Below are 19,797 nucleotides of genomic sequence, written 5' to 3'. Positions count from 1 at the left end.
CTATCGCACCGCCCGGTTCATTCCACCGTCGGACAGTATACTCTGACCATTGATATACCGCGCGGCGTCGCTGGCAAGAAACACGCAGGCCTGCCCGATTTCCTCAAAGGTAGCGGGCCGTTGGGCGGGGATTTCCCGACGGGCCCGATCGGACAGGTTCACATTCTCGCAGAATCCGGGCAGCAGGTTGTTCATGCGAATGTTGTGCCGGGCGTAACGATCACCATACAGCTTCGAGAAACTGTGCAAGGCACCGCGCAGCATGCTCATGGGGTAAGGCGCACGCGGCTCTACAGCGTTCATGGATGAGATATTGACGAATGCACCGCCGCCCTGCTCGATCAATATGGGCGTGAGGATGCGGGCAATTTTGACAACGTTCAGCACGTACATGTCCAAACTTTCGTGCCAAAGCGCGTCGCTGAGCTCCAGCAGCGGCCCGTCAAAATCCGGATCGAATCCGACGGTTTTGATGGCTTCGGGCACCGTCCCACCGTGGCCCATGTTGCTGACGATCGCATCAATCCGTCCGTACTTGCTTATGGTGTCGCCGATCATTGCTTGCAGATCATCGACATCCAGCACGGACCCCCTGCGTCCAATACCGCCAAGTTCCTCTGCCAGTTCAACCGAACGGTTAGATGGGGACATCAGCGAGACCTTGTAGCCGGCTTTCGCCATTTCCATGGCGCATCCCCGGCCGATACCTTGTCCGGTTCCCGTCATCAGGGCGACCTTAAGTTCGGGCATGATCTTTCCTTTCTTCAGGCAGACTACTTATGAGATTTACTCAATCGAAATCAGCCTAATTGCTATAAATGAAAGAGAGCTATCGAGTTTTTGACATCCTAATGTTAGATTTTCTCACATGTTGGAAAATCTCAGACACCTACGGGCCCTCCAAGCGTTTGATGAAACGGCGACCCATTCCAGCCTGACAAAGGCAGCGGATGTGCTGAACGTCACCCACGGGGCGATCAGCCGTCAAATCAAGCTACTGGAACTGCATCTTGGCGTGGTGCTTTTTCATCGTCGTCCCAATGGAGTCGAACTGACCAAGGCCGGGGAACGCCTATACCAATCGACACGCGGGGCGTTTTCCGCATTGCAACTAGGCGTGTCAGAGGTAAAGCGGATTCGTCATCGCCAGTCGATTACAGTGTCGTTGTCCACATCTCTGGCGCTCAAATGGCTTGTCCCATTGCTCAGTTCGTTTCAACAGGAGCATCCGGGTATCGCCCTGCTGCTGGACACAAATGACGCCTATGCGGACTTCGACAGGTCCGAGGTCGACATAGCCCTGCGTTTCGGCAAGCCCAGCTGGGGCGAGCTGTATCATGAGCAAATAAAGCAAGAAGAGTTGATTGTCGTCGCCGCGCCATCGCTTGTTGAAAAACAACGACGACCAATGCACGCCGAGGAGGTTGCTGACCTCCCGCTCTTGCACGACGCCTTCAATGTTGGATGGGAAAGTTGGGCTGCGCAGGTTGGGCTAAGCCCCGAGCAGATCAAGTCACAGAGTGTCAAATACGTGGACAGCGCCGTTTTGTTGGAGGCCGCTATTGACGGACAGGGCGTGGCATTGGCAAGAAACCTGCTGGCCGCCAGAGACTTGGAACTTGGCCGACTAATCCGCCTGGATGACAGCAGCGTCCCACTGGACCGTGGGCTGTATTTCGTCTGTCGCCCCGGCGATCAGGAGCGGGTCACGGTGAGAATTTTCAAGAAATGGCTCATGTCGATTTGAGGATTTGCCTGTTGTACCGAAGTCAGCATCACCACCTATGGGGTTCAGACTCGACGTTCTTGATTAGTATTCAACAACTCAGCATGATCCAAAGATGGGAGTTGGGATCGAAAATTGGCTGAACGGTCTTGGTCTGGACCAGTATGTTGACGCTTTTGTCCAGAATGACGTTGACGCGCGGGTCTTGCCACTTTTGACCGCGGAAGACCTGAAGGAATTAGGCGTCAGCCTCGGTCATCGCAAAATTTTGTTGGCGGCGATCTCTGATCTGACACCCGATGACGCCCCCGCGCCCAAGGCTGTGGACACGGACCCCATCGACCGGCCCACCCGACCACCCCCCGTGCCAGAAACATCGGACAGCGCAAGCCCAGTCGCCGAGCGACGCCACCTGACGGTTATGTTCGCTGACCTTGTTGGGTCGACCGAATTGACGAACCGGCTGGACCCAGAGGACATGCGGATCTTATTGCTGAACTATCAGGACGCAGTCGCAGGGGCCGTCAGTCGATATGGCGGGTACGTGGCGAAATATCTGGGCGACGGGCTTCTTGTATTCTTCGGCTGGCCGCGCGCCTACGAAGATCACGCCATTCGCGCGGTCAAGGCCGGGTTGGATGCGATCAACCGCGTCAGAGAGCTTAGAACACCTGATGGGGACCAACTGTCGGCACGGCTGGGCATCGCAAGCGGCGATGTCGTGGTCGGGGACACCGTCACCGAAAACACTTATGAGGAAGGCGCCATGACCGGCCCGATCCTCAATCTGGCGGCACGGATTCAGGAACATGCAAAACCAAATACGGTTGTCGTTCCCGAAGAAGAAACCGAAGCTGCCCTGCATCGTATCTTTGAGTTTGAAACGCTCGGGGAAGTGGATCTGAAAGGGTTCAAAGACCCCCGAACCTTGTTAGAGGTGGTGGCCGAACGCAGTGCCGAAAGCCGGTTCAAGGCCTCCCACGGGGACGAAAGCACCAGCGCCCTTATTGGGCGGGATTACGAAAAGGGCATCCTTCTACAATCGTGGCAAAGGGCCCGTAACGGACAGGGCGAGGTGGTTCTTCTTTCGGGCGAACCGGGCATTGGCAAATCCCGTCTGACAGAAGAGTTCCTGGCTGACTGCACGACGGATGATCAGGCAGACGTTATCCGGCTGAACTGTTCTCCATACCTGACCAGCAGTCCCTTCCATCCGGTCACGGAACGAATTTCCCAAGACGCAGGTGTCGAGCCCGATTTCGACGACAATCAAATTTTGGAACATGTGCGCGACATGCTCAGTTCGCGCCCCGGGCTGAATCTGGAAAAGGTTCTGCCGGTTTTCGCCGCTCTGGTTGCCCCGCGCAGTGCGCTGGCCCGACAGATTCTTGAATTGTCACCACAAGAACAACGCGACCTTACGATCCAAACTCTGATCAAGACGGTCAAGATACGGTCGAACGCACGACCCGTGATCCTGTGCGTGGAAGATGCGCATTGGATCGACCCGTCGACTCAGGCCCTGTTAGAGCGGTTCAAAACGATCTGTGCCGACCTACGCCTGATGATCCTGATTACCCACAGACCAGAATGGGAGTTGGGCAAGAGCGAAGGCGAAGCGCATGTTCAAACACTGAAATTGCGGCGCTTCGATTCCGCTCACGTCGCAAATTTAATCCGCAATATCTCGGGGGCAGAGCCTGATCAGAAGATGATCAATCTGATCATCGAAAAAACCGACGGCGTGCCGCTGTTTGTCGAGGAACTGACGCGCGCAATCCTAGAGGCCGGAGGTCAGGACAACGTCGCCATTCCCTCCTCGCTCAAGGGTGCTTTGATGGCCCGTCTGGACGCCGTTTCTCAAACCGCAAAGCGGGTTGCGCTGACGGGGTCGGTCATTGGCCGTGAATTCGACCCGGTCTTGCTGGGCGCTGCCATGGGAGAAGACAAGTCAAGCGTTCAGACAAGTCTGGATGAGTTGTCCCGTACTGGCCTGATTTTCGAAAGCGGGCATAACCGTGGGCATTTTGTCTTTCGCCATGCCCTGATCCGCGACACGGCCTATCAATCCATGCTTGGCTCTACACGGCGGCAGCAACATGCGGATGTCGCACAGGCCCTGAAAACGCTACGATCCGCCGAAATTGCACGCCGGCCCGAACTGGTCGCCCGCCATTTATCCGAGGCCGAGGACTGGACCGCTGCTTTCGACAAGTGGTGCACAGCAACCGAAATGGCCCTTGCCCGGTCCGCCAGCCAAGAGGCAATGTCCAATGCGCGCGAGGCGCTTATGGCGGCCCACAATATGGGCGCTGGGGTTAGCGTGGAAACGATTGTCGGGCAGATTCTTGTTGGCAGAAGCTATGACAGCCTTGGCGAGTTGCCGGAAGGGATTGCGGTTCTCAAAAAGGCGTCAGACGCCGCCTGTCAGATTGGCGATATCGGATTGGCGGCGGATGCCGCCAACCATTTTGCGGATTCCTGCATGATGTCCAGCGAACGACACGCCGAAGCCATAGAGCTTTGCAGAGACGCTCTGGACGCCCTGCCGGAAGAAGATGAAACCCGCCGCTGCCGCCTGATAAGCCAGCTTGCACGGGCCTATATCTTTGTCGGCCAATTAGCCGAGGGTTCCCGATATGGACAGCTTGCCATGGAGCTTTCAGCGAAACTTGGGGATCACAAGTCCCAGTTTTCGGTCATGATGATGCATTATGGCGCGCCCTTTGTCGCCAGAAAGGAAAGCGAAGCACGTAACTGGCGCGAGAACCTAGAAGCAATGCACAAAGTTGCCGAAAAGCTTGGCAGCATTGATCAGGGTCGCGACAGAACCCTAAGCCTGTTTGTGGGTGCGGAAATGGCAGATCGCCAGCTCATGGAGCACTCGCTTGAGTTGTTGACCGAAATATCCAGAAAGGACAATCACCTACAGCTTTACTGGGTGCAAAAACATGCGCGCGCAATGGTTGCCATAATGGATGGAGACTTTGAGGCGGCGGAGAAACACGCGACAGAAGCCGTCAAAATTGGCCGAAAGACGCATGGTGAGCATGTCGAAGGCGTCTATGGCGTTCAGATGTTCACGATCCGTCGCGAACAGAACCGATTGCACGAAGTGGCGCCAGTCATCAAGAAGCTGATGTCGGAAAGCCCCGGCGATGTCGCTTGGAAACCGGGGTTCGGGCTGATCGCAGCCGAGCTTGGGTACAAGGAACCGGCCGAACGTATTCTTAACGAAATGGCTGAAAACAATTTCGTTTTGCCGCCCGACGCGATGTATACGACGACCTTGTCCTACCTTTCTGACATCAGCGTCGCCGTCGAACACAAGCGGCACGCGGAAGCGCTTTTTGAAATTCTCAAACCCTACGAAGAGCTGACGATTACAGCAGGCGCAACCACGGTGTGTGCCGGTGCCGCAGCGCGGCGTCTGGGCAGCCTTGCCGCTTTGCTGGCGGATTGGGAGGCGGCCGAGCGCCTTTTCGAAAAGGCAATCGAGATCGACACGCGGATGGCCTCGGTCCCCTGGATTGCGCATAGCAAGGCGGCTTTTGCCTCGGCGCTGCGGCGTCGAGGGCGCGCGACCGACATACGCCGGGCATTTCAACTGGAAGCGGAAGCGTTGGCAACGGCACAAAAATTAAGTATGGTTTCCCTTAGGTCAAAGCTTGAAGGAACTGCCGTTTGACCCCTTAAAAATGCTTGGGGGAGCATGATGCCAAGATACATTATCGAAAGAAATTTTGCAGAACAGCTTGATGTAACAAACGACGACAAGATCAAGATTAAAGAAATCAACGACGAAGAAGGGATCGAGTGGATTTTCTCGTTCCTCAGCGCGGATAAGCGAAAAACCTACTGCCTGTACGAAGCCCCGGACGAAGAAAGTTTGCGCAAGGCGGCCAAAAGGCTGAATATCCCAGCCGACGTCATTACGCCGGTCGACCGGATCGACCCCGGAATTTTTGCCTGAAGCCCAACCGTTCTCCTACGGATCAAAAATCACATCAATACCGGGAACAGGTGGATCTTCGATTACTGGGGCAGTAGCGCAAGAAACCTTTTATGCAAATGAAAGGTTATCCCAATGTTTGATTTGAAGTCGCTGCACGGCGATATGGTAACGGTTGATCAAGACGCGCTCGATGCCCTTAGCGCATCGCTCAGGGGGGGCGTTTATCTTCGCGGCAGCCCCGAATACGACGAAGCCAGAACAACCTGGAACAGTATGGTCGAGCGATACCCCGGTTTCGTGATCCGGGCCTTGGGCGCCAGCGATGTTCAGAAGGCGGTCAATTTCGTGAGAGATGCCGGGTTGGTGATGTCTGTCAGATCTGGCGGCCACCAGATTGCAGGTCACGCGGTTGCGGACGAAACAGTCATGCTGGACCTGTCGCATATGCGATCCGTCCACGTTGACCCGATTGCAAAATCTGCGCGGGTCGCTCCGGGTGCCCTGCTTGGCGATGTGGACCGCGAGACACAGGCCCACGGTCTTGTCGTTCCGACCGGTATCAACTCGACCACAGGGATAGCCGGACTTACGCTTGGCGGTGGCTTCGGCTGGACCACGCGGAAGTTCGGCATGACAATCGACAATCTGGTATCGGCTGAGGTTGTTACGGCAGAGGGCGAAATTGTCACCGCATCCGCCAGCAGTCACCCCGAGCTGTTCTGGGCGATCCGTGGGGGCGGCGGAAACTTTGGCGTCGTGACGTCCTTTGAGTTTCAATTGCATGACTTGGGGCCAGAGGTCCTGTCAGGCTTGATTGTGCATCCCATTGAAAACGCCCCTGCGCTGTTGGCAGAATATGCCAAAATCGCGGACACATCACCGGACGAGCTGACCGTCTGGAGCGTCATGCGAAAGGCCCCGCCATTACCCTTCCTGCCGGAAGAATGGCACGGACGAGAAATCCTGATCTTTGCCGCCTGCTATGCCGGTGCAATGGAGGATGGCGAAAAGGCCGTCGCCGGGTTGCGCGCGTTGGGTGATCCGATTGTCGATGTTATCTCGCCGCATTCCTTCGTGGATTGGCAGGCTGCTTTCGATGCTCTTCTGACACCCGGCGCTCGAAATTATTGGAAAAGCCACGATTTCGAAACGTTGTCTTCGGATGCGATAACGGGATTGCTGGACGGCATTGCCACGCTTCCGGATCCGGCGTGCGAGGTGTTCATTGCCCATGTCGGGGGTGCGATGGCACGGGTTGGAGCAGATTCAACGGCCTATCCACAACGGTCGGCGCATTTCATCATGAATGTGCACACACGTTGGGAAGATCCCGCCAAGGACGCCGAATGCATCGACTGGGCGCGTACTCTGTATGACAGAATGCAGCCGCACGCGACCGGCAGCGCCTATGTGAACTTCATGCCCGAGGATGAGGCCGACCATATGGCTGGAGCCTACGGCGCGAACGGCAGCAAGCTGTCCAAAATCAAGGGTAAGTACGACCCCGGCAACCTGTTTAGGGTCAATCATAATATCCTGCCGACCTGAACGGCACAGGGTTATGCCATCCGACGGCGGCCCAAACACGGGTCGCCGTTAAGGGTGATCGAACCGTGACGCTCATTGTTCGACATACGCGAATGCGCCCTTTTCAAATCGTTGACACCGCGCGGGCATCCCCGTCATATTCAAAAATATGATAGTTTAAGAACCAACTTGATCAGGAGGGATGGATGCGGCTTTCCAAGATTAACCTGCTCATAGCACTCGTTTTTTCGGGCGCTGCTTTTGCGCAGGACGCCACGCCCAAGCAAGCGCTTTTCACCAACGTGCATGTCTTCGACGGCGTGAATGAACAACGGGTCGAAAACGCAAACGTTCTGGTCGAAGGGAACCTGATCAAAGCTGTCTCGACCTCACAGATAGACGCGCCCAATGCCACTGTGATCGACGGTGAAGGCCGCACCCTGACGCCGGGGTTTATCGAAACGCACGCGCATCTGATGCTGATGGGGCCAAGCATTCCCGCGATGGAAGCCAATGCCACGTGGGAGGATTTCGGCATCCACGGCACGCGTATGGCCGAGATGTACCTGATGCAGGGCTTTACAACGGTACGGGATGCCGGAGGCGCGAATGGAGGGCTGCGCCGGGCCATTGATTCAGGGCAAATACTTGGTCCGCGTTACTATCCTTCAGGTGCGTTTCTCGGCACGCGGGGCGGACATGCGGATTTCGCTAGCTTTACCTCTCCACCCGGCGCGTCGACGAATTTCAGCCGCCTGAACATGGCACAGGAAGTTGACAGCGTTGCAGACGTTCAGAAATTTGGCCGGAACAACTTTCGGATGGGCGCGACGCAGTTGAAATATATGCAGTCGGGCGGCGTGGTGTCTGCCTTTGACCCGTGGCAACTGCTGGCCGGATCCCCCGAAGAAATTGAGGCCGCCGTGTAGGTTGCCAGTGAATACGGCAGTTACGTCATGGCACATTCCTACCGGAAAGAGGCCATCATGAATGCGCTCAACGCGGGCGTCAAAAGCATCGAACACGGGTTTTCCTTTGATTGCGAAATCGCCGCTCTGATGAACGACAAAGGTGCCTACATCACGACCAACCTGACCGCATTCGACCCCGGCCTGTTGGAAATTCCCGCCGTTGCCAGCGTGCCGTCCAGCCTCGCCAAGGCCAAGTCTGCGTCCGAGACCTTTGCTGGCTATATCGACAACATGAAGGAATGTCCTGTCAAACGCGGGTTTCAGACCGACTGCGTCGGCTCGGTCGAAGCCTGTAATATCCAGATTGCCTACGAGAAGAAGCTCAACAACGATTTCTTCGGCCCCTTCGTGTCCATGACAACGCTGACCTCGACAGGTGGTGAGATCGTTGCCCTGTCCGGCGATTTCATGAACCCCTACCCTGCGGGCAAATTGGGTGTGATCGAAGAAGGCGCCTATGCCGACATCCTGCTGATCGACGGCAACCCGCTCGAGGATTTTTCCGTCGTTGGCACCGGTGATCAGTGGTTCGGCGCTGATCCGCGTCCCGATAGCCCCGAGACCATTCGCCTGATCATGAAAGACGGGGTGATCTACAAGAATACGCTGGAGTAACGCTTGCCTATTCACTGGCCCGAGGGGTTCGGGACGATCAAAATGCTCGGCGCGTCACTGGCGTTCATGTCTTGCGGCACTGCAGCTCTGGCGCAGGGTTTGTCCGGGCCATCATCTGTCGGCGCAGAGCTTGAGCCCGGTGACGGGTTGACCGACCCGCAATACCGATCAGACTTTCCCCGCAATATCGCGCCGAACTGGTTTGCGTGGAAAGATCGCCTTGCCGAGAATGGCTTTCGGTTCAACATCGACTATCTCGCACTTGGACAGACAACGAATGCTGATCTGGGCGAAGCCGAAGCCGCCGGAGGTATCGCGCGGTTCTATGGGAACTGGCAAGCAAGCGACCTTGGCTCGCTGACCTTCAAGATCGAAGATCGCCGCAGCTATACCGATGTCGCGCCGCAGTTTCTGGGACTAGACGGGGGGCGCTGTCGATCACCGGCACCGCATTCAACGATAGCGGGCTTCTGCTGACCAATCTGTTCTGGACCCAGCGCGCCCAGAACGGTGCATGGACCCTGCAGGTCGGGCAAATCGACGTGACGGATTTCGTTGATATCTACGGGCTGGTCAGCCCCTATGGCGGCTTTCAAAACCTCGCCTTCAACACAAACCCCACGATCAACACCCCCAATCAGGGGCTGGGGATCGCCGGGGGGCTTAAACTCAACAACAACCTATACGCGGTGGCCAGCATCGCCGACGCCAACGCGGATCCGTCCGACGCGAATTTCAACGTGTTCAGCGACGGCAACCTCTTTAAGTCGTTAGAACTGGGCTATACCTCTTCCTTTGATCGTATCTACTTCGACAATGTCCACCTGACCCTTTGGCATGCAGACGCCGCAGAAGACGGCAGCCGCGCCGAAGACTACGGTGCCGCCTTTTCCGCAGCGTGGTTCGTTGGCAACACGTGGATGCCGTTCCTTCGCGCAGGTGCCTCTAAGGGAACGGCAGCTTTGTACGACCGATCCGTCTCGACCGGTATCGGGTATTATGGGCGCAATACGGACCTTGCCGGTCTGGGCCTGAACTGGGCCGAGGCGCGCGGCGTGGACGGGGATCAGATCACGCTCGAAGCGTTTTATCGGTTGTCGATTGCGCCGGGGCTGCAGATCACGCCGTCTGCCCAATTCATTTCCAACCCGCTGCTTAATCCCGATCAGGACAGCATCGCTTTGTTCAGCCTTCGCACGCGCATCGTCTTCTAACATCCGCCTATCCCAAAGGAGTATCCTTATGAACAAATTGATCGCCGCCAGTATTTTGGCTCTGTCTTTGGGTACCCCGATCCTTGCCAGCGAGGAAAGCAAAACCTGGGACGCCTCTGATGAGGCCAAGCAATTTGTTCAGGACACGATTGTTCTGGGTATGCTGGCCAGTCCCTATGGCACAGGTTGGACGGAATACGACCAGCTTCACACCTATTTCGAACGCGCCCGAGACAACGGTATAACCGGGCACGAAATGACGCTTGCGGCGGCGGGCATGTCTTTTGAAGCGCTGCTTGAACAGCACTATCACTTTCGGGCGGCGATGGCCCAGCAGCCAGAGAACTACCTGATCGTGAACGAAACACGCGACATCGAAGCAGCCCATGCCCAAGGTAAGACGGCTGTGATCTGGAACAGTCAGACAGCCACGGTTCTGGACGGCGACCTGACGAAAATGGCGCTACTCAAGGACATGGGGATCAAAAGCATGATCCTTGCCTATAACGACATTTTCAGAACCGGTTCGGGGCAACTGGCGGCGTATAGCGGGCGTGACATTGGCCTGACGCCGTGGGGCAAGTCCGTCATCGACGAAATGGTGCGGTTTGGGATCTTACTGGACCTTAGCCATACCGGGTCAAAAACCGCCAATGATGCTATGGATTACATGGACGAGACCTATCCCGGCGTCCCGTATGTCTATACCCATTCGGTTCCTGCCGGGCTGTACAAAAACGCGCCAGAAGCCACCGCGCGCGGGTGCTATCGCGCGATCCCCGACGATGAAGCCCTGCGTGCCGCCAAGTCGGGCGGCTATGTCTCGCTCACATTTACGGAATGGATGATGGACGGCATCTGGCCCGAGGATATCTCACCCCAGCAAGCTGCGGACATGATCGACTATTACGTGCAACTGGTGGGCGTTGATCACGTGGGGATCGCAACGGACGACATGTTCTCACTCGAACTTGTGGTGCAATTCGCGACGGCCAATGCCAGCATGTATGACGACGGTGGTTACATGATTGACGCCTTCAACAAAGGCGCAACCGGCAACGGAGAGCTTGCCAAGATTTTGGCCGCCGTTACAGACGACCTGTGGGCGCGCGGTTACAGCAACGAGGACTTGGCGAAGATTTACGGCGGCAACAAGATGCGGGTCTATGCGCAGGTTTGGGAAGGCAAACCTCCGCAACAGTTCCTGCAGGAATACCCCGAACGCCTGCGCATGCGGCAGGAATTTCGGGATCTTTTCCATTCTCGCTGAACCGAAAGTCAGCGCGCGGGGGCTACGCTTAAAACCGGCGTTGTGCGGGTTACCTGCTGTGTGCTGATTCCTTCGGCTTCGGTGATTTTCACCGCCAATGTCTTGGCGCTTGGGAAACGATCAAAATACCGGAACTCGATTTCCCTTAACGCGTCCATGTTCTGACACCTGATCTCATAATCGGCGTGAAACTCAGAATTTTTGACCTGATCTCTTTCTCCGCCCTTGTCGGAAATCACGCCGAAGCGTTTTCCCGGCAATGTGACATTGGCCGAGGTTGCAAAGCACCTTGCACTGTCAGCCATGCGAAACAATTCCAGCGGGTCAGACAGGCGCGAGACTGCAATCGCCACACGTGTTTGGCTGTCTTGTTCGACACCCAATTGATCCATGATTTCCGAACCGGTGGTAGACAATGACAAAGTGATCTGCCCATCCGAAATTGCGATATTCAGGCGGCCTGACCCGACCTGCCCATACGCTTTGGACTGCGTGGATGGCACGGAGATTGTGGTAATCAAGGCCAAAACTAAAACAAAAAACTTCTTTAACACGGCAACACCCAACCTGAGCTCTGCGCCTCAAAAATAAATCTGTATTACACCCGGTACAACCACAACACGAGCCCCCAAGACCCCACCAAATATGGGGAGTGCGCGGGCTTCGACGAGGAAAGTATCCGACAATCAAAGTCAGGTTGACATTGTTGACTGTTTCACTCAGTTACCAATTAGCAAGCGTCGTGATGCCCGCCAAATACCGTTTCAGCAATGGAAGACCCTACCCCGATGATAAAGTTATTTGCCGCCACCAGCGTCCTGACCCTTACCGCAGCAACCGCGTTTGCCGCGGGCGATACTCATTCGAAATCCGATGTCCTGACCACTTATGCCGACATTGCCGAGGCGAAATACGAAGACAGCCTGATTGCGGCAAAGTCCCTGCAGAAGGCCGTGAACGCGCTGATCGCACAACCGTCAGATGCAACACTGAACGCTGCCCGGGCTGCATGGATCGCAGCGCGCGTGCCGTATCAGCAGACCGAAGTTTATCGCTTTGGAAATGCCATTGTCGACGATTGGGAAGGCAAGGTTAACGCGTGGCCGCTGGACGAAGGGCTGATCGACTATGTCGATGCCTCCTATGGTGGCCCGAGCGACGAAAACGAATTCGCAACTCTGAACGTGATCGCCAATCCCAGCTTCGACCTTTCAGGCGAAACAATTGACGCCACCGAGATCACCCCAGCCCTTCTAAGTGATACTCTGCATGAAGCGGATGGGATCGAGGCCAATGTCGCGACCGGCTATCACGCCATTGAATTCCTGCTATGGGGTCAGGACCTTAACGGCCACGGTTCTGGCGCAGGAAACCGTCCTTTCACGGACTACGTGCAGGGCAATGCATGCACAGGCGGCAATTGCGACCGCCGCGCGCTGTACCTGAGTGCGGCCACCGACCTGCTGGTCAGCGATCTGGCTTGGATGGCCGATCAATGGAAAGAAGGCGGCGAAGCGCGGGCCGCTCTGGCCGTGGACGAAACCGCCGGTGTGTCTGCCATTCTGACCGGAATGGGTTCGCTGTCTTACGGTGAACAGGCAGGTGAGCGGATGCGCCTTGGCCTGATGCTGAACGACCCCGAGGAAGAGCATGATTGCTTTTCTGACAACACGCACAACAGCCATTACTATGACGGGCTTGGTATCCAGAATGTCTATCTGGGCAGCTACACCCGCATAGACGGCACCCCGGTCAGCGGTTCATCTCTGTCTGATCTGGTGTCGTCAAGCAATCCGGAACTGGACGCCGAGATGAAGATCAAGCTGGCAAACACAATGCAGGCACTGGGGCGCTTGAAATCCACGGCTGAGGCCGGGTTTGCTTATGACCAGATGCTCGAGCGTGGCAACGAAGGCGGTGAACAACTGATCATGGGCGGCGTTAACAGTCTGGTCGATCAGACGAAGACGATCGAGCGGATCGTCACAGCTCTGGAACTGGACCAGATCGAGTTTGAAGGCTCGGACAGTCTGGACAACCCAAACGCTGTTTTCCAGTAACTCATGCATTGCCGGAGGCGCGTCTTTTGCCACGCCTTCGGCATCCTTGATCCCGCAGACCCACCAGTTGACTCTGGACCAAGGTCAAATAACTTACTAATTAAGTAAGAAATATATCGAGCACCGAGTCGGTATGATCGTATGCCACTGCACAAATATAACGGATCACGACATCCAAACCGCGATTGACTGGATGCGCTCGGCTGATCCCTTTGCGGTCATCACGCCCGGAAAGATCTACCATGCCCTTGGAAAGTCTGCGGATTGTGGCGGTTGCATGCCGCTTTTCTTAGACACGATGCGGTCCAGCGACAAACTGGAAGTCCCAATGCAGCTTCGTGCGTTGCGCACCGATGCATCACAGGAGAATACGAATGAAGGGCGACCCAAAGGTCATAGAATATCTAAACAAGTCTCTGCGGCATGAGTTGACGGCCGTCAGCCGGTACTGGCTTCACTATCGTCTGCAGGAAGACTGGGGTCTTGGTCACATGGCCAAGAAAAGCCGCGAGGAAAGCATCGAAGAGATGGGGCACGCGGACAAGCTGGTCGAGCGGATCATCTTTCTTGGCGGCCATCCAAACCTTCAGAAACTGGACCCTTTACGCATCGGGCAAACCCCAAAGGAAACACTCGAATGCGACCTGGCGGCAGAGATCGACGCCAGGGCCCTCTACAAGGAAGCGCGCGAATGTTGTCAGAGCGCCGGAGACTACGTCACCATGTCTCTGTTTGAAGGATTACTGGCCGATGAAGAAGGGCATATTGATTTTCTTGAAACGCAGCTTGATCTGTTTGAAAGGATCGGCGAGGCCAATTATGCAGACCTCAACGCATCGAAAATGGATGAAGGCGAGTAAACTTTCGTTTGCGGTGGCGGCCGTTTGTGCGACGACCCCATGCCTGTCGGCCGAATTACAGGACCTGCACTTAAACGTCATCCCCAGAACCGAAGACGAAAAATCCCGGATTGCGGCTGTCACGGCTACTCCGTTGGATTTCGACGCCCCACAACGGTTTGAAGAACTACCTGCGGGTGCAGCAACCGTGCGCCTGCGCACCGACGCGGATGCGTTTTCCCAACCGTCCGGCAATCTGGAATTCGCCCAGGAACTTGACTTCAAAGTCGGCAATGGGCTGTTCAAGAAAATCTGGGTCTCATCGCCGTCCTCCACTCTGGCTTCGGACGGGTTGGGGCCGCTATACAACGCGCGCTCGTGTCAACGCTGCCACCTCAAGGACGGTCGGGGGCACACGCCGAATGGGCCGGATGACAACGCCATTTCGATGTTTCTGCGTGTGTCGATTCCCGGCGGGGATTCGATACAGGAGATCAAAGACTACATCGCCACACAGCCCGAGCCGAACTACGGCGGACAGATGCAGGACCTGTCCCTACCCGGTCACCCGGCGGAATACAGGTTGGACATCACTTACGAGGACGTGCCCATAAAGCTTTCGGGCGATGAAACTGTCGTCTTGCGCAAACCAACTTATAAGGCCGCTGATCTGGGCTATGGCCCTCTGCACCCCGATGCGATGCTCAGCCCGCGTGTCGCACCGCAGATGATCGGGTTGGGACTGCTTGAGGCGATCCCCGTCGATGACTTGCTCGCCAAGGCTGACGCCGACGATGCAGATGGCGATGGTATTTCGGGCCGACCAAATATCGTCTGGTCGATCGAATATGGCGCGCCGATGATGGGCCGCTTTGGGCATAAGGCTGGTATGCCGACGATTGCGCAGCAATCCGCTGCGGCCTTTGCCGGGGACATCGGAATTTCAAGTCCCCTGTACCCGGCAGCGTATGGGGACTGCACTGAATTGCAGGCAGAGTGTGTAAGCGCCCCGCACGGAGACGGTGACGATCGCACGTTTGAAATAGACCAGCAGGGCATGGATCTGGTCGTTTTCTACAGCCGCAATCTGGGTGTGCCAGAGCGTCGTGACGTGGACGATGCCGAAGTTTTGCGCGGCAAGCGCGTGTTTCACGACAGCGGGTGCGCCGCGTGCCACACGCCATCACACGTCACGCACCGGCTGGAAGATCGGCCCGAGCATAGTTTCCAATTGATCTGGCCCTATACCGACCTGTTACTGCACGACATGGGCGAGGGTCTTGCCGACAACCGTCCCGAGTCCCGCGCGACAGGCCGCGAGTGGCGTACACCGCCGTTGTGGGGAATTGGCCTGACGGAGCAGGTTTCGGGGCATACCCAGTTCCTGCACGACGGTCGCGCGCAATCGCTGCTGGAAGCTATCCTGTGGCATGGCGGCGAAGCTCAGGTGGCACGCGACAAGGTTGTCACGCTGCCCAAGGCGGACCGTGCGGCCCTCATCCGGTTTTTGGAGAGCCTGTAGTGCGTGCCGTTCTGCTCGCTTTCGCTCTGATGACTCCTTTGCCCGCAACAGCTCAGGACCGGGGGCCGATCCTGACGGACGTGGTCGAAGGGCACATCCTGCCCGGCTATGCGCGTTTGTCCAAGGCAACCGGCGCACTTAGCAGCGTGGCGCAAGGGGATTGCGCAGCCACATCCCCCGAATTTCGCGCGGCCTATCATGCTGCTTTTGATCGCTGGATTACAGTAAGTCATTTGCGGTTCGGTCCCTCCGAGACCGACAACCGGGCATTTGCGCTGGCGTTCTGGCCCGATACCAAAGGGTTCACACCCAAGGCGCTGTCAGGTCTGATCGCAGTTCGGGATTCCGCCGTCGAAACGCCCGAAGGATTTGCCGAGACGTCAGTCGCCGGGCGCGGTTTCTTTGCGCTGGAGATGATGCTGTACGACCCCGCCTTCATGGAAACCGAAGACGAGCCGTACCGATGCGCCCTTGTTCAAGCAATCGCAGTCGACATCAATCACAACGCCAATTCGATTGATGCGGATTGGGTGTCATACGCAATTCAAATCACCAAACCCGGAGGCCAAAGCGCATTCCGCTCGGACAGTGAAGCCGTGCAAGAGCTGTACAAGGCGCTTGTCACGGGGTTGGAATTCACGGCCAACACCCGCCTCGGGCGGCCATTAGGAGCGTTAGACCGCCCCCGGCCCAAGCGTGCCGAGGCGCGGCGATCTGAACGCTCGTTGCGCCATGTCGAACTGTCCCTGATCGCATTGCGGGATCTTGCGGCGCGATTGTCGGCAGATCACCCCGAGATTGACACCGATCTGGCCAAAGCGTTCGAAAAGGCCATCGACCGCACGCAGCGTTTGGATGATCCGGGGCTTGCGGGCATCGCGACACCTCAGGGGCGATTGCGGGTTGAAGCTCTGCAACAGTCGATCAACGACATCCGGTCGGTTGCCACTACTGAGCTTGGCCCGACATTGGGTATCAACGCCGGGTTCAACGCATTAGATGGGGATTAAGGTATGACCAGCCGCCGCCGATTTCTGGCAGGACTGGCTGCGGCTAGCCTTGCCCCCACCCAAGGATGGGCGGCCGTCGGTGCGCCCGACTATCTGGCCGCCGCCCTGTTTCCTGATGGATCACACCGTTTGGTCGGTTTGTTGGCGGATGGAAGTATTCTGTTCTCACTGATCTTGCCCGCCCGAGGCCACGCCGCCGCCGCGCACCCCCATCGCCCGCAAGCTGTTGCCTTCGCGCGGCGACCGGGGACCTTTGCCGTGATCATCGACTGCACAACAGGTGCGCAAACCGCGGCGTTAAACGCGCCTGACGGCAGACACTTCTACGGTCACGGCGCATTTTCACAGGATGGCACCCGACTATTCACAACAGAAAATGACTACGAAGCCGGAGAAGGCGTGATCGGTGTCTGGGAGACTGCACAATATACTCGGTTGGGCGAGTTTCCGTCAGGGGGAACCGGCCCTCATGACATTCGCCTTATGGCCGATGGGAAAACACTGGTCATCGCCAACGGAGGAATTGAAACGCACCCCGACACCGGCCGCACCAAGCTGAACCTGCCGGTCATGCAACCGAAGCTCACCTATCTGGACCTCGACGGCTCCATGCTTGAACAGGCCGAATTGCCGCCGGGGCTGCGCCAGAACTCGATCCGTCATCTGGCGGTCCGGCCTGACGGGCTGATTGGGTTTGCGACCCAATGGCAGGGTCAAACCATTGAACACCCGCCGCTGCTTGGCCTGCACAGACCGGGCGACGAAATCCGCTTATTATCCGCCCCGAATGCGTATCAAAGCAGGTTGCAAGGCTATGCCGGCAGCATCGCTTTTTCCGGCGATGGTGCATCGGTCGCGATCACCTGTCCCCGCGGAAACGCTTTGCACCAGTTTCGTGTCGAAGACGGTCAATTGATAGGTGTTTTCAAACTGGATGACGTCTGCGGACTTGCCTCCAGCGCAGACAGGCTTGTTTACACCACAGGCACCGGCGCGGTTGGAACGCTGGGAACAACAGTCAAAACGTCGGCCCGGCAGGACTGCCAATGGGACAACCACCTGATCCCCGTGGGACGTCCCGCGTAATTTGGGCAAACACCCCCCCTTAGATTACACTTGGAAGAATCAAGCAGCTACCGTATTGGCGGGCGAAACACCGGCTCCCCTCTGAGTTAAGGACTGACTCGATTGAAACAGACGCCCGACGCACCACATTCCATCTACGGGGTTGATAAATGGGGCAAAGACCTGATCGAGGTGACGAAGCGGGGTGAAATCGGTCTGCGCAATCCGCTTGCGCCCGACGCTGCCGCGATCAGCCTGCCCGGAATTCTGGCCGATCTGGATGACCGGGGGATCAAGGCGCCAATGCTGCTGCGGGTTTCCTCTTATCTGGAACATGAAATTGCGCATCTGAACGAAAGCTTCCGCGACGCCATTGCGCGCGTAGGCTACAAAGGCTCCTATCGCGGCGTCTTTCCGATCAAGGTGAACCAGCAAGCGCAAGTTGTCGACCGCATCGTCGAGTTCGGTAAGAAATACAACTACGGGCTTGAGGCCGGATCAAAACCCGAACTTGTCGTGGCGCTGGCGCATCGCCTTGCGCCCGAGGCGCTGATCGTCTGCAACGGCGTCAAAGATGCCGAGTTCATCCAACTGGCCATCCTTAGCCGCAAGATCGGCTTTAATACCGTGATCGTTCTGGAAAGCCCGAAAGAGGCCGACACAGTGATCAAGGTCTACAACGAACTGGGTATCGAACCCCTGATCGGCGTGCGGGTGAAGCTGACCAACCAGATCAGCGGCAAATGGGAAGAAAGCTCGGGCGACCGCTCGGCCTTTGGCATGAACACTGACCAACTTGTCGCAGCGGTGGACAAACTGCGCGACGCGGGGCTGTTGCATTGCTTGAAACTGCAACACTCGCATCTGGGCAGTCAGGTACAGGACGTCAACGACGTGCGCCGTGCTGTGGGCGAAGCGTGTCGCTACTACACCGAACTCACGCGCGAAGGCGTGCCGATGACCCATCTGGACCTCGGCGGCGGCATGGGCGTGGATTACACGGGCGAGAAGAAAGCCGCCGAGAACTCGATCAACTACACGGTCGAGGAATACTGCGCCAACGTGGTCGAAACCGTGGCTTATGCCATGGATGAGGCCGAGATCGCCCACCCAACGCTTGTCACCGAAAGCGGGCGGGCCGTGGTGGCTACATCCTCGATGCTGGTGTTCAATGTGTTGGAAAGCACGCTCTACGACGCCCCAACCGGCCCCGAGGTTGAACCCGACGATCATCACATGGTCGCTGACCTTGCAGCCGTTCACGGATACCTCAGCAAAACCCGCCTACAGGAATGCTGGAACGACGCCACATTCTATCGCAACGAACTGCGCGCGCTGTTCAGACGCGGCTATGTCGACCTGCGCCAGATGGCCCGCGCCGAGCGTATCTACCTATCCCTGATGGCCCGCCTCAAGGCGCTGGCGGCCAGTGATGATCTGGAAACAGATGTGGATGACCAGCTTGAGAAAGTGGCCGATATCTACCACTGCAACTTCTCTCTGTTCCAATCCCTGCCCGATGTCTGGGCCATTGACCAACTGCACCCGATCGTCCCACTGCAAGGTCTGAACGAAACCCCCGACCGGCGCGCCGTCCTGTCCGACATCACCTGCGACAGCGATGGCAAGATCGACCAGTTCATTCTGGCCGACGGTGTCTCACCCAGCCTGCCGGTGCATTCGCTGCCGGATGAGGGCGAGTACTTCATGGGCGTCTTTTTCGTCGGCGCCTATCAGGAAACGCTTGGCGATCTGCACAACCTCTTTGGCGACACCAACGTCGTCACCATCGACCTGCGCGCCGATGGCGGCTTCGACCTGCTGCATGAACAAGAGGGCGACACGATCAGCCAGGTCCTGTCCTATGTCGAATTCGACCCGCAAGACTGCGTCGCCGCTTTCCGCAAAATGGTGGACGAGGCGATCTCGACCGGTACTCTGCAAGCCAAGGACCGCAAAACCCTGATGAGCGCCTATCGCGACTCGATTAACGGCTACACCTATTACGAATAAGAAGGAGACA

The 19,797-nt window shown here is 57.1% G+C and carries 18 protein-coding genes; 16 read left to right on the top strand and 2 right to left on the bottom strand.

Annotation, left to right across the window (positions count from 1 at the left end; genetic code table 11):
• Complete coding sequence (locus GOV87_RS07135) at nucleotides 1–750, bottom strand: SDR family oxidoreductase (RefSeq protein ID WP_171211294.1); 750 nt, start codon at nucleotides 748–750, stop codon at nucleotides 1–3.
• 118 nt (nucleotides 751–868) lie between these two features.
• Here GOV87_RS07135 and GOV87_RS07130 point away from each other — a divergent pair, with 118 nt between their 5' ends.
• The 9 genes from GOV87_RS07130 (at nucleotide 869) to GOV87_RS07100 (ending at nucleotide 11,278) form a co-directional block, all read left to right on the top strand.
• Nucleotides 869–1,747: a LysR substrate-binding domain-containing protein gene (locus GOV87_RS07130; protein WP_171211293.1), complete on the top strand. Its 879-nt coding sequence runs from the start codon at nucleotides 869–871 to the stop codon at nucleotides 1,745–1,747.
• Between the two features lie 94 nt (nucleotides 1,748–1,841).
• The gene (locus GOV87_RS07125) at nucleotides 1,842–5,414 is read left to right on the top strand and encodes an AAA family ATPase (protein ID WP_171211292.1); all 3,573 of its coding nucleotides are present in this window, start codon (nucleotides 1,842–1,844) and stop codon (nucleotides 5,412–5,414) included.
• A 27-nt stretch (nucleotides 5,415–5,441) separates the two neighbouring features.
• A complete protein-coding gene (locus GOV87_RS07120) occupies nucleotides 5,442–5,699 on the top strand; it encodes a DUF4242 domain-containing protein (protein ID WP_171211291.1) in 258 nt (85 codons plus the stop codon).
• Between the two features lie 114 nt (nucleotides 5,700–5,813).
• The gene (locus GOV87_RS07115; protein WP_171123677.1) at nucleotides 5,814–7,229 is read left to right on the top strand and encodes an FAD-binding oxidoreductase; all 1,416 of its coding nucleotides are present in this window, start codon (nucleotides 5,814–5,816) and stop codon (nucleotides 7,227–7,229) included.
• A gap of 185 nt (nucleotides 7,230–7,414) precedes the next feature.
• Entirely contained in the window at nucleotides 7,415–8,137 is a 723-nt protein-coding gene (locus GOV87_RS20425; protein WP_254447325.1) for an amidohydrolase family protein, read from the top strand.
• Nucleotides 8,138–8,164: 27 nt separating this feature from the next.
• Complete coding sequence (locus GOV87_RS20420; protein ID WP_254447324.1) at nucleotides 8,165–8,794, top strand: hypothetical protein; 630 nt, start codon at nucleotides 8,165–8,167, stop codon at nucleotides 8,792–8,794.
• A gap of 3 nt (nucleotides 8,795–8,797) precedes the next feature.
• Complete coding sequence (locus GOV87_RS20415; RefSeq protein WP_254447323.1) at nucleotides 8,798–9,271, top strand: hypothetical protein; 474 nt, start codon at nucleotides 8,798–8,800, stop codon at nucleotides 9,269–9,271.
• A gap of 65 nt (nucleotides 9,272–9,336) precedes the next feature.
• Nucleotides 9,337–10,008 carry a carbohydrate porin gene (locus tag GOV87_RS20645; RefSeq protein WP_371813473.1) on the top strand — a complete coding sequence of 224 codons (672 nt, stop codon included), beginning with the start codon at nucleotides 9,337–9,339 and terminating at the stop codon, nucleotides 10,006–10,008.
• Between the two features lie 28 nt (nucleotides 10,009–10,036).
• Nucleotides 10,037–11,278, top strand: a complete 1,242-nt coding sequence (locus GOV87_RS07100; RefSeq protein WP_171211290.1) for a dipeptidase — start codon at nucleotides 10,037–10,039, stop codon at nucleotides 11,276–11,278.
• A gap of 8 nt (nucleotides 11,279–11,286) precedes the next feature.
• On the opposite strand, the gene GOV87_RS07095 is transcribed toward GOV87_RS07100, so the two are convergent.
• Entirely contained in the window at nucleotides 11,287–11,832 is a 546-nt protein-coding gene (locus GOV87_RS07095) for a DUF2796 domain-containing protein (protein ID WP_171211289.1), read from the bottom strand.
• A 234-nt stretch (nucleotides 11,833–12,066) separates the two neighbouring features.
• On the opposite strand from GOV87_RS07095, the gene GOV87_RS07090 reads away from it, so the two are divergent.
• The 7 genes from GOV87_RS07090 to speA all read left to right on the top strand — a co-directional run bounded on the left by GOV87_RS07090 (nucleotide 12,067) and on the right by speA (nucleotide 19,787).
• Nucleotides 12,067–13,338 carry an imelysin family protein gene (locus GOV87_RS07090; protein ID WP_171211288.1) on the top strand — a complete coding sequence of 424 codons (1,272 nt, stop codon included), beginning with the start codon at nucleotides 12,067–12,069 and terminating at the stop codon, nucleotides 13,336–13,338.
• A gap of 133 nt (nucleotides 13,339–13,471) precedes the next feature.
• The gene (locus tag GOV87_RS07085; RefSeq protein WP_171126224.1) at nucleotides 13,472–13,765 is read left to right on the top strand and encodes a bacterioferritin-associated ferredoxin; all 294 of its coding nucleotides are present in this window, start codon (nucleotides 13,472–13,474) and stop codon (nucleotides 13,763–13,765) included.
• Nucleotides 13,713–14,198, top strand: coding sequence for a bacterioferritin (gene bfr, locus GOV87_RS07080; protein ID WP_171211287.1), 486 nt, complete (start codon nucleotides 13,713–13,715; stop codon nucleotides 14,196–14,198). Before GOV87_RS07085 ends, bfr begins: the two co-directional genes overlap by 53 nt.
• Nucleotides 14,185–15,699, top strand: a complete 1,515-nt coding sequence (locus tag GOV87_RS07075; protein WP_171211318.1) for a di-heme oxidoredictase family protein — start codon at nucleotides 14,185–14,187, stop codon at nucleotides 15,697–15,699. Before bfr ends, GOV87_RS07075 begins: the two co-directional genes overlap by 14 nt.
• Complete coding sequence (locus tag GOV87_RS07070; RefSeq protein ID WP_171211286.1) at nucleotides 15,699–16,709, top strand: imelysin family protein; 1,011 nt, start codon at nucleotides 15,699–15,701, stop codon at nucleotides 16,707–16,709. The genes GOV87_RS07075 and GOV87_RS07070 overlap by 1 nt, the downstream gene beginning before the upstream one ends.
• 3 nt (nucleotides 16,710–16,712) lie before the next feature.
• Nucleotides 16,713–17,795: a DUF1513 domain-containing protein gene (locus GOV87_RS07065; protein WP_171211285.1), complete on the top strand. Its 1,083-nt coding sequence runs from the start codon at nucleotides 16,713–16,715 to the stop codon at nucleotides 17,793–17,795.
• A gap of 102 nt (nucleotides 17,796–17,897) precedes the next feature.
• Nucleotides 17,898–19,787: a biosynthetic arginine decarboxylase gene (speA, locus tag GOV87_RS07060; protein ID WP_171211284.1), complete on the top strand. Its 1,890-nt coding sequence runs from the start codon at nucleotides 17,898–17,900 to the stop codon at nucleotides 19,785–19,787.
• The last annotated feature ends 10 nt before the right edge of the window (nucleotides 19,788–19,797 follow it).

This window comes from Ruegeria sp. HKCCA5426 (genome assembly GCF_013034585.1).
Lineage (GTDB): Bacteria > Pseudomonadota > Alphaproteobacteria > Rhodobacterales > Rhodobacteraceae > Ruegeria.
The sequence above is the reverse complement of the archived record's forward strand: the minus strand, read 5'-3'. Positions and strand labels throughout refer to the sequence as shown.

Excerpts from the sequence above, each read along its gene's own strand:
- GOV87_RS07130 (WP_171211293.1), top strand. The coding sequence starts at position 869 with ATGTTGGAAAATCTCAGACACCTACGGGCCCTCCAAGCGTTTGATGAA.
- GOV87_RS07085 (WP_171126224.1), top strand. The coding sequence starts at position 13,472 with ATGATCGTATGCCACTGCACAAATATAACGGATCACGACATCCAAACC.
- GOV87_RS20425 (WP_254447325.1), top strand. The coding sequence starts at position 7,415 with ATGCGGCTTTCCAAGATTAACCTGCTCATAGCACTCGTTTTTTCGGGC.
- GOV87_RS20420 (WP_254447324.1), top strand. The coding sequence starts at position 8,165 with ATGGCACATTCCTACCGGAAAGAGGCCATCATGAATGCGCTCAACGCG.
- GOV87_RS07115 (WP_171123677.1), top strand. The coding sequence starts at position 5,814 with ATGTTTGATTTGAAGTCGCTGCACGGCGATATGGTAACGGTTGATCAA.
- GOV87_RS07090 (WP_171211288.1), top strand. The coding sequence starts at position 12,067 with ATGATAAAGTTATTTGCCGCCACCAGCGTCCTGACCCTTACCGCAGCA.
- bfr (WP_171211287.1), top strand. The coding sequence starts at position 13,713 with ATGAAGGGCGACCCAAAGGTCATAGAATATCTAAACAAGTCTCTGCGG.
- GOV87_RS07125 (WP_171211292.1), top strand. The coding sequence starts at position 1,842 with ATGGGAGTTGGGATCGAAAATTGGCTGAACGGTCTTGGTCTGGACCAG.
- GOV87_RS07135 (WP_171211294.1), bottom strand. The coding sequence starts at position 750 with ATGCCCGAACTTAAGGTCGCCCTGATGACGGGAACCGGACAAGGTATC.
- GOV87_RS07065 (WP_171211285.1), top strand. The coding sequence starts at position 16,713 with ATGACCAGCCGCCGCCGATTTCTGGCAGGACTGGCTGCGGCTAGCCTT.
- GOV87_RS07120 (WP_171211291.1), top strand. The coding sequence starts at position 5,442 with ATGCCAAGATACATTATCGAAAGAAATTTTGCAGAACAGCTTGATGTA.
- GOV87_RS07075 (WP_171211318.1), top strand. The coding sequence starts at position 14,185 with ATGAAGGCGAGTAAACTTTCGTTTGCGGTGGCGGCCGTTTGTGCGACG.
- GOV87_RS07100 (WP_171211290.1), top strand. The coding sequence starts at position 10,037 with ATGAACAAATTGATCGCCGCCAGTATTTTGGCTCTGTCTTTGGGTACC.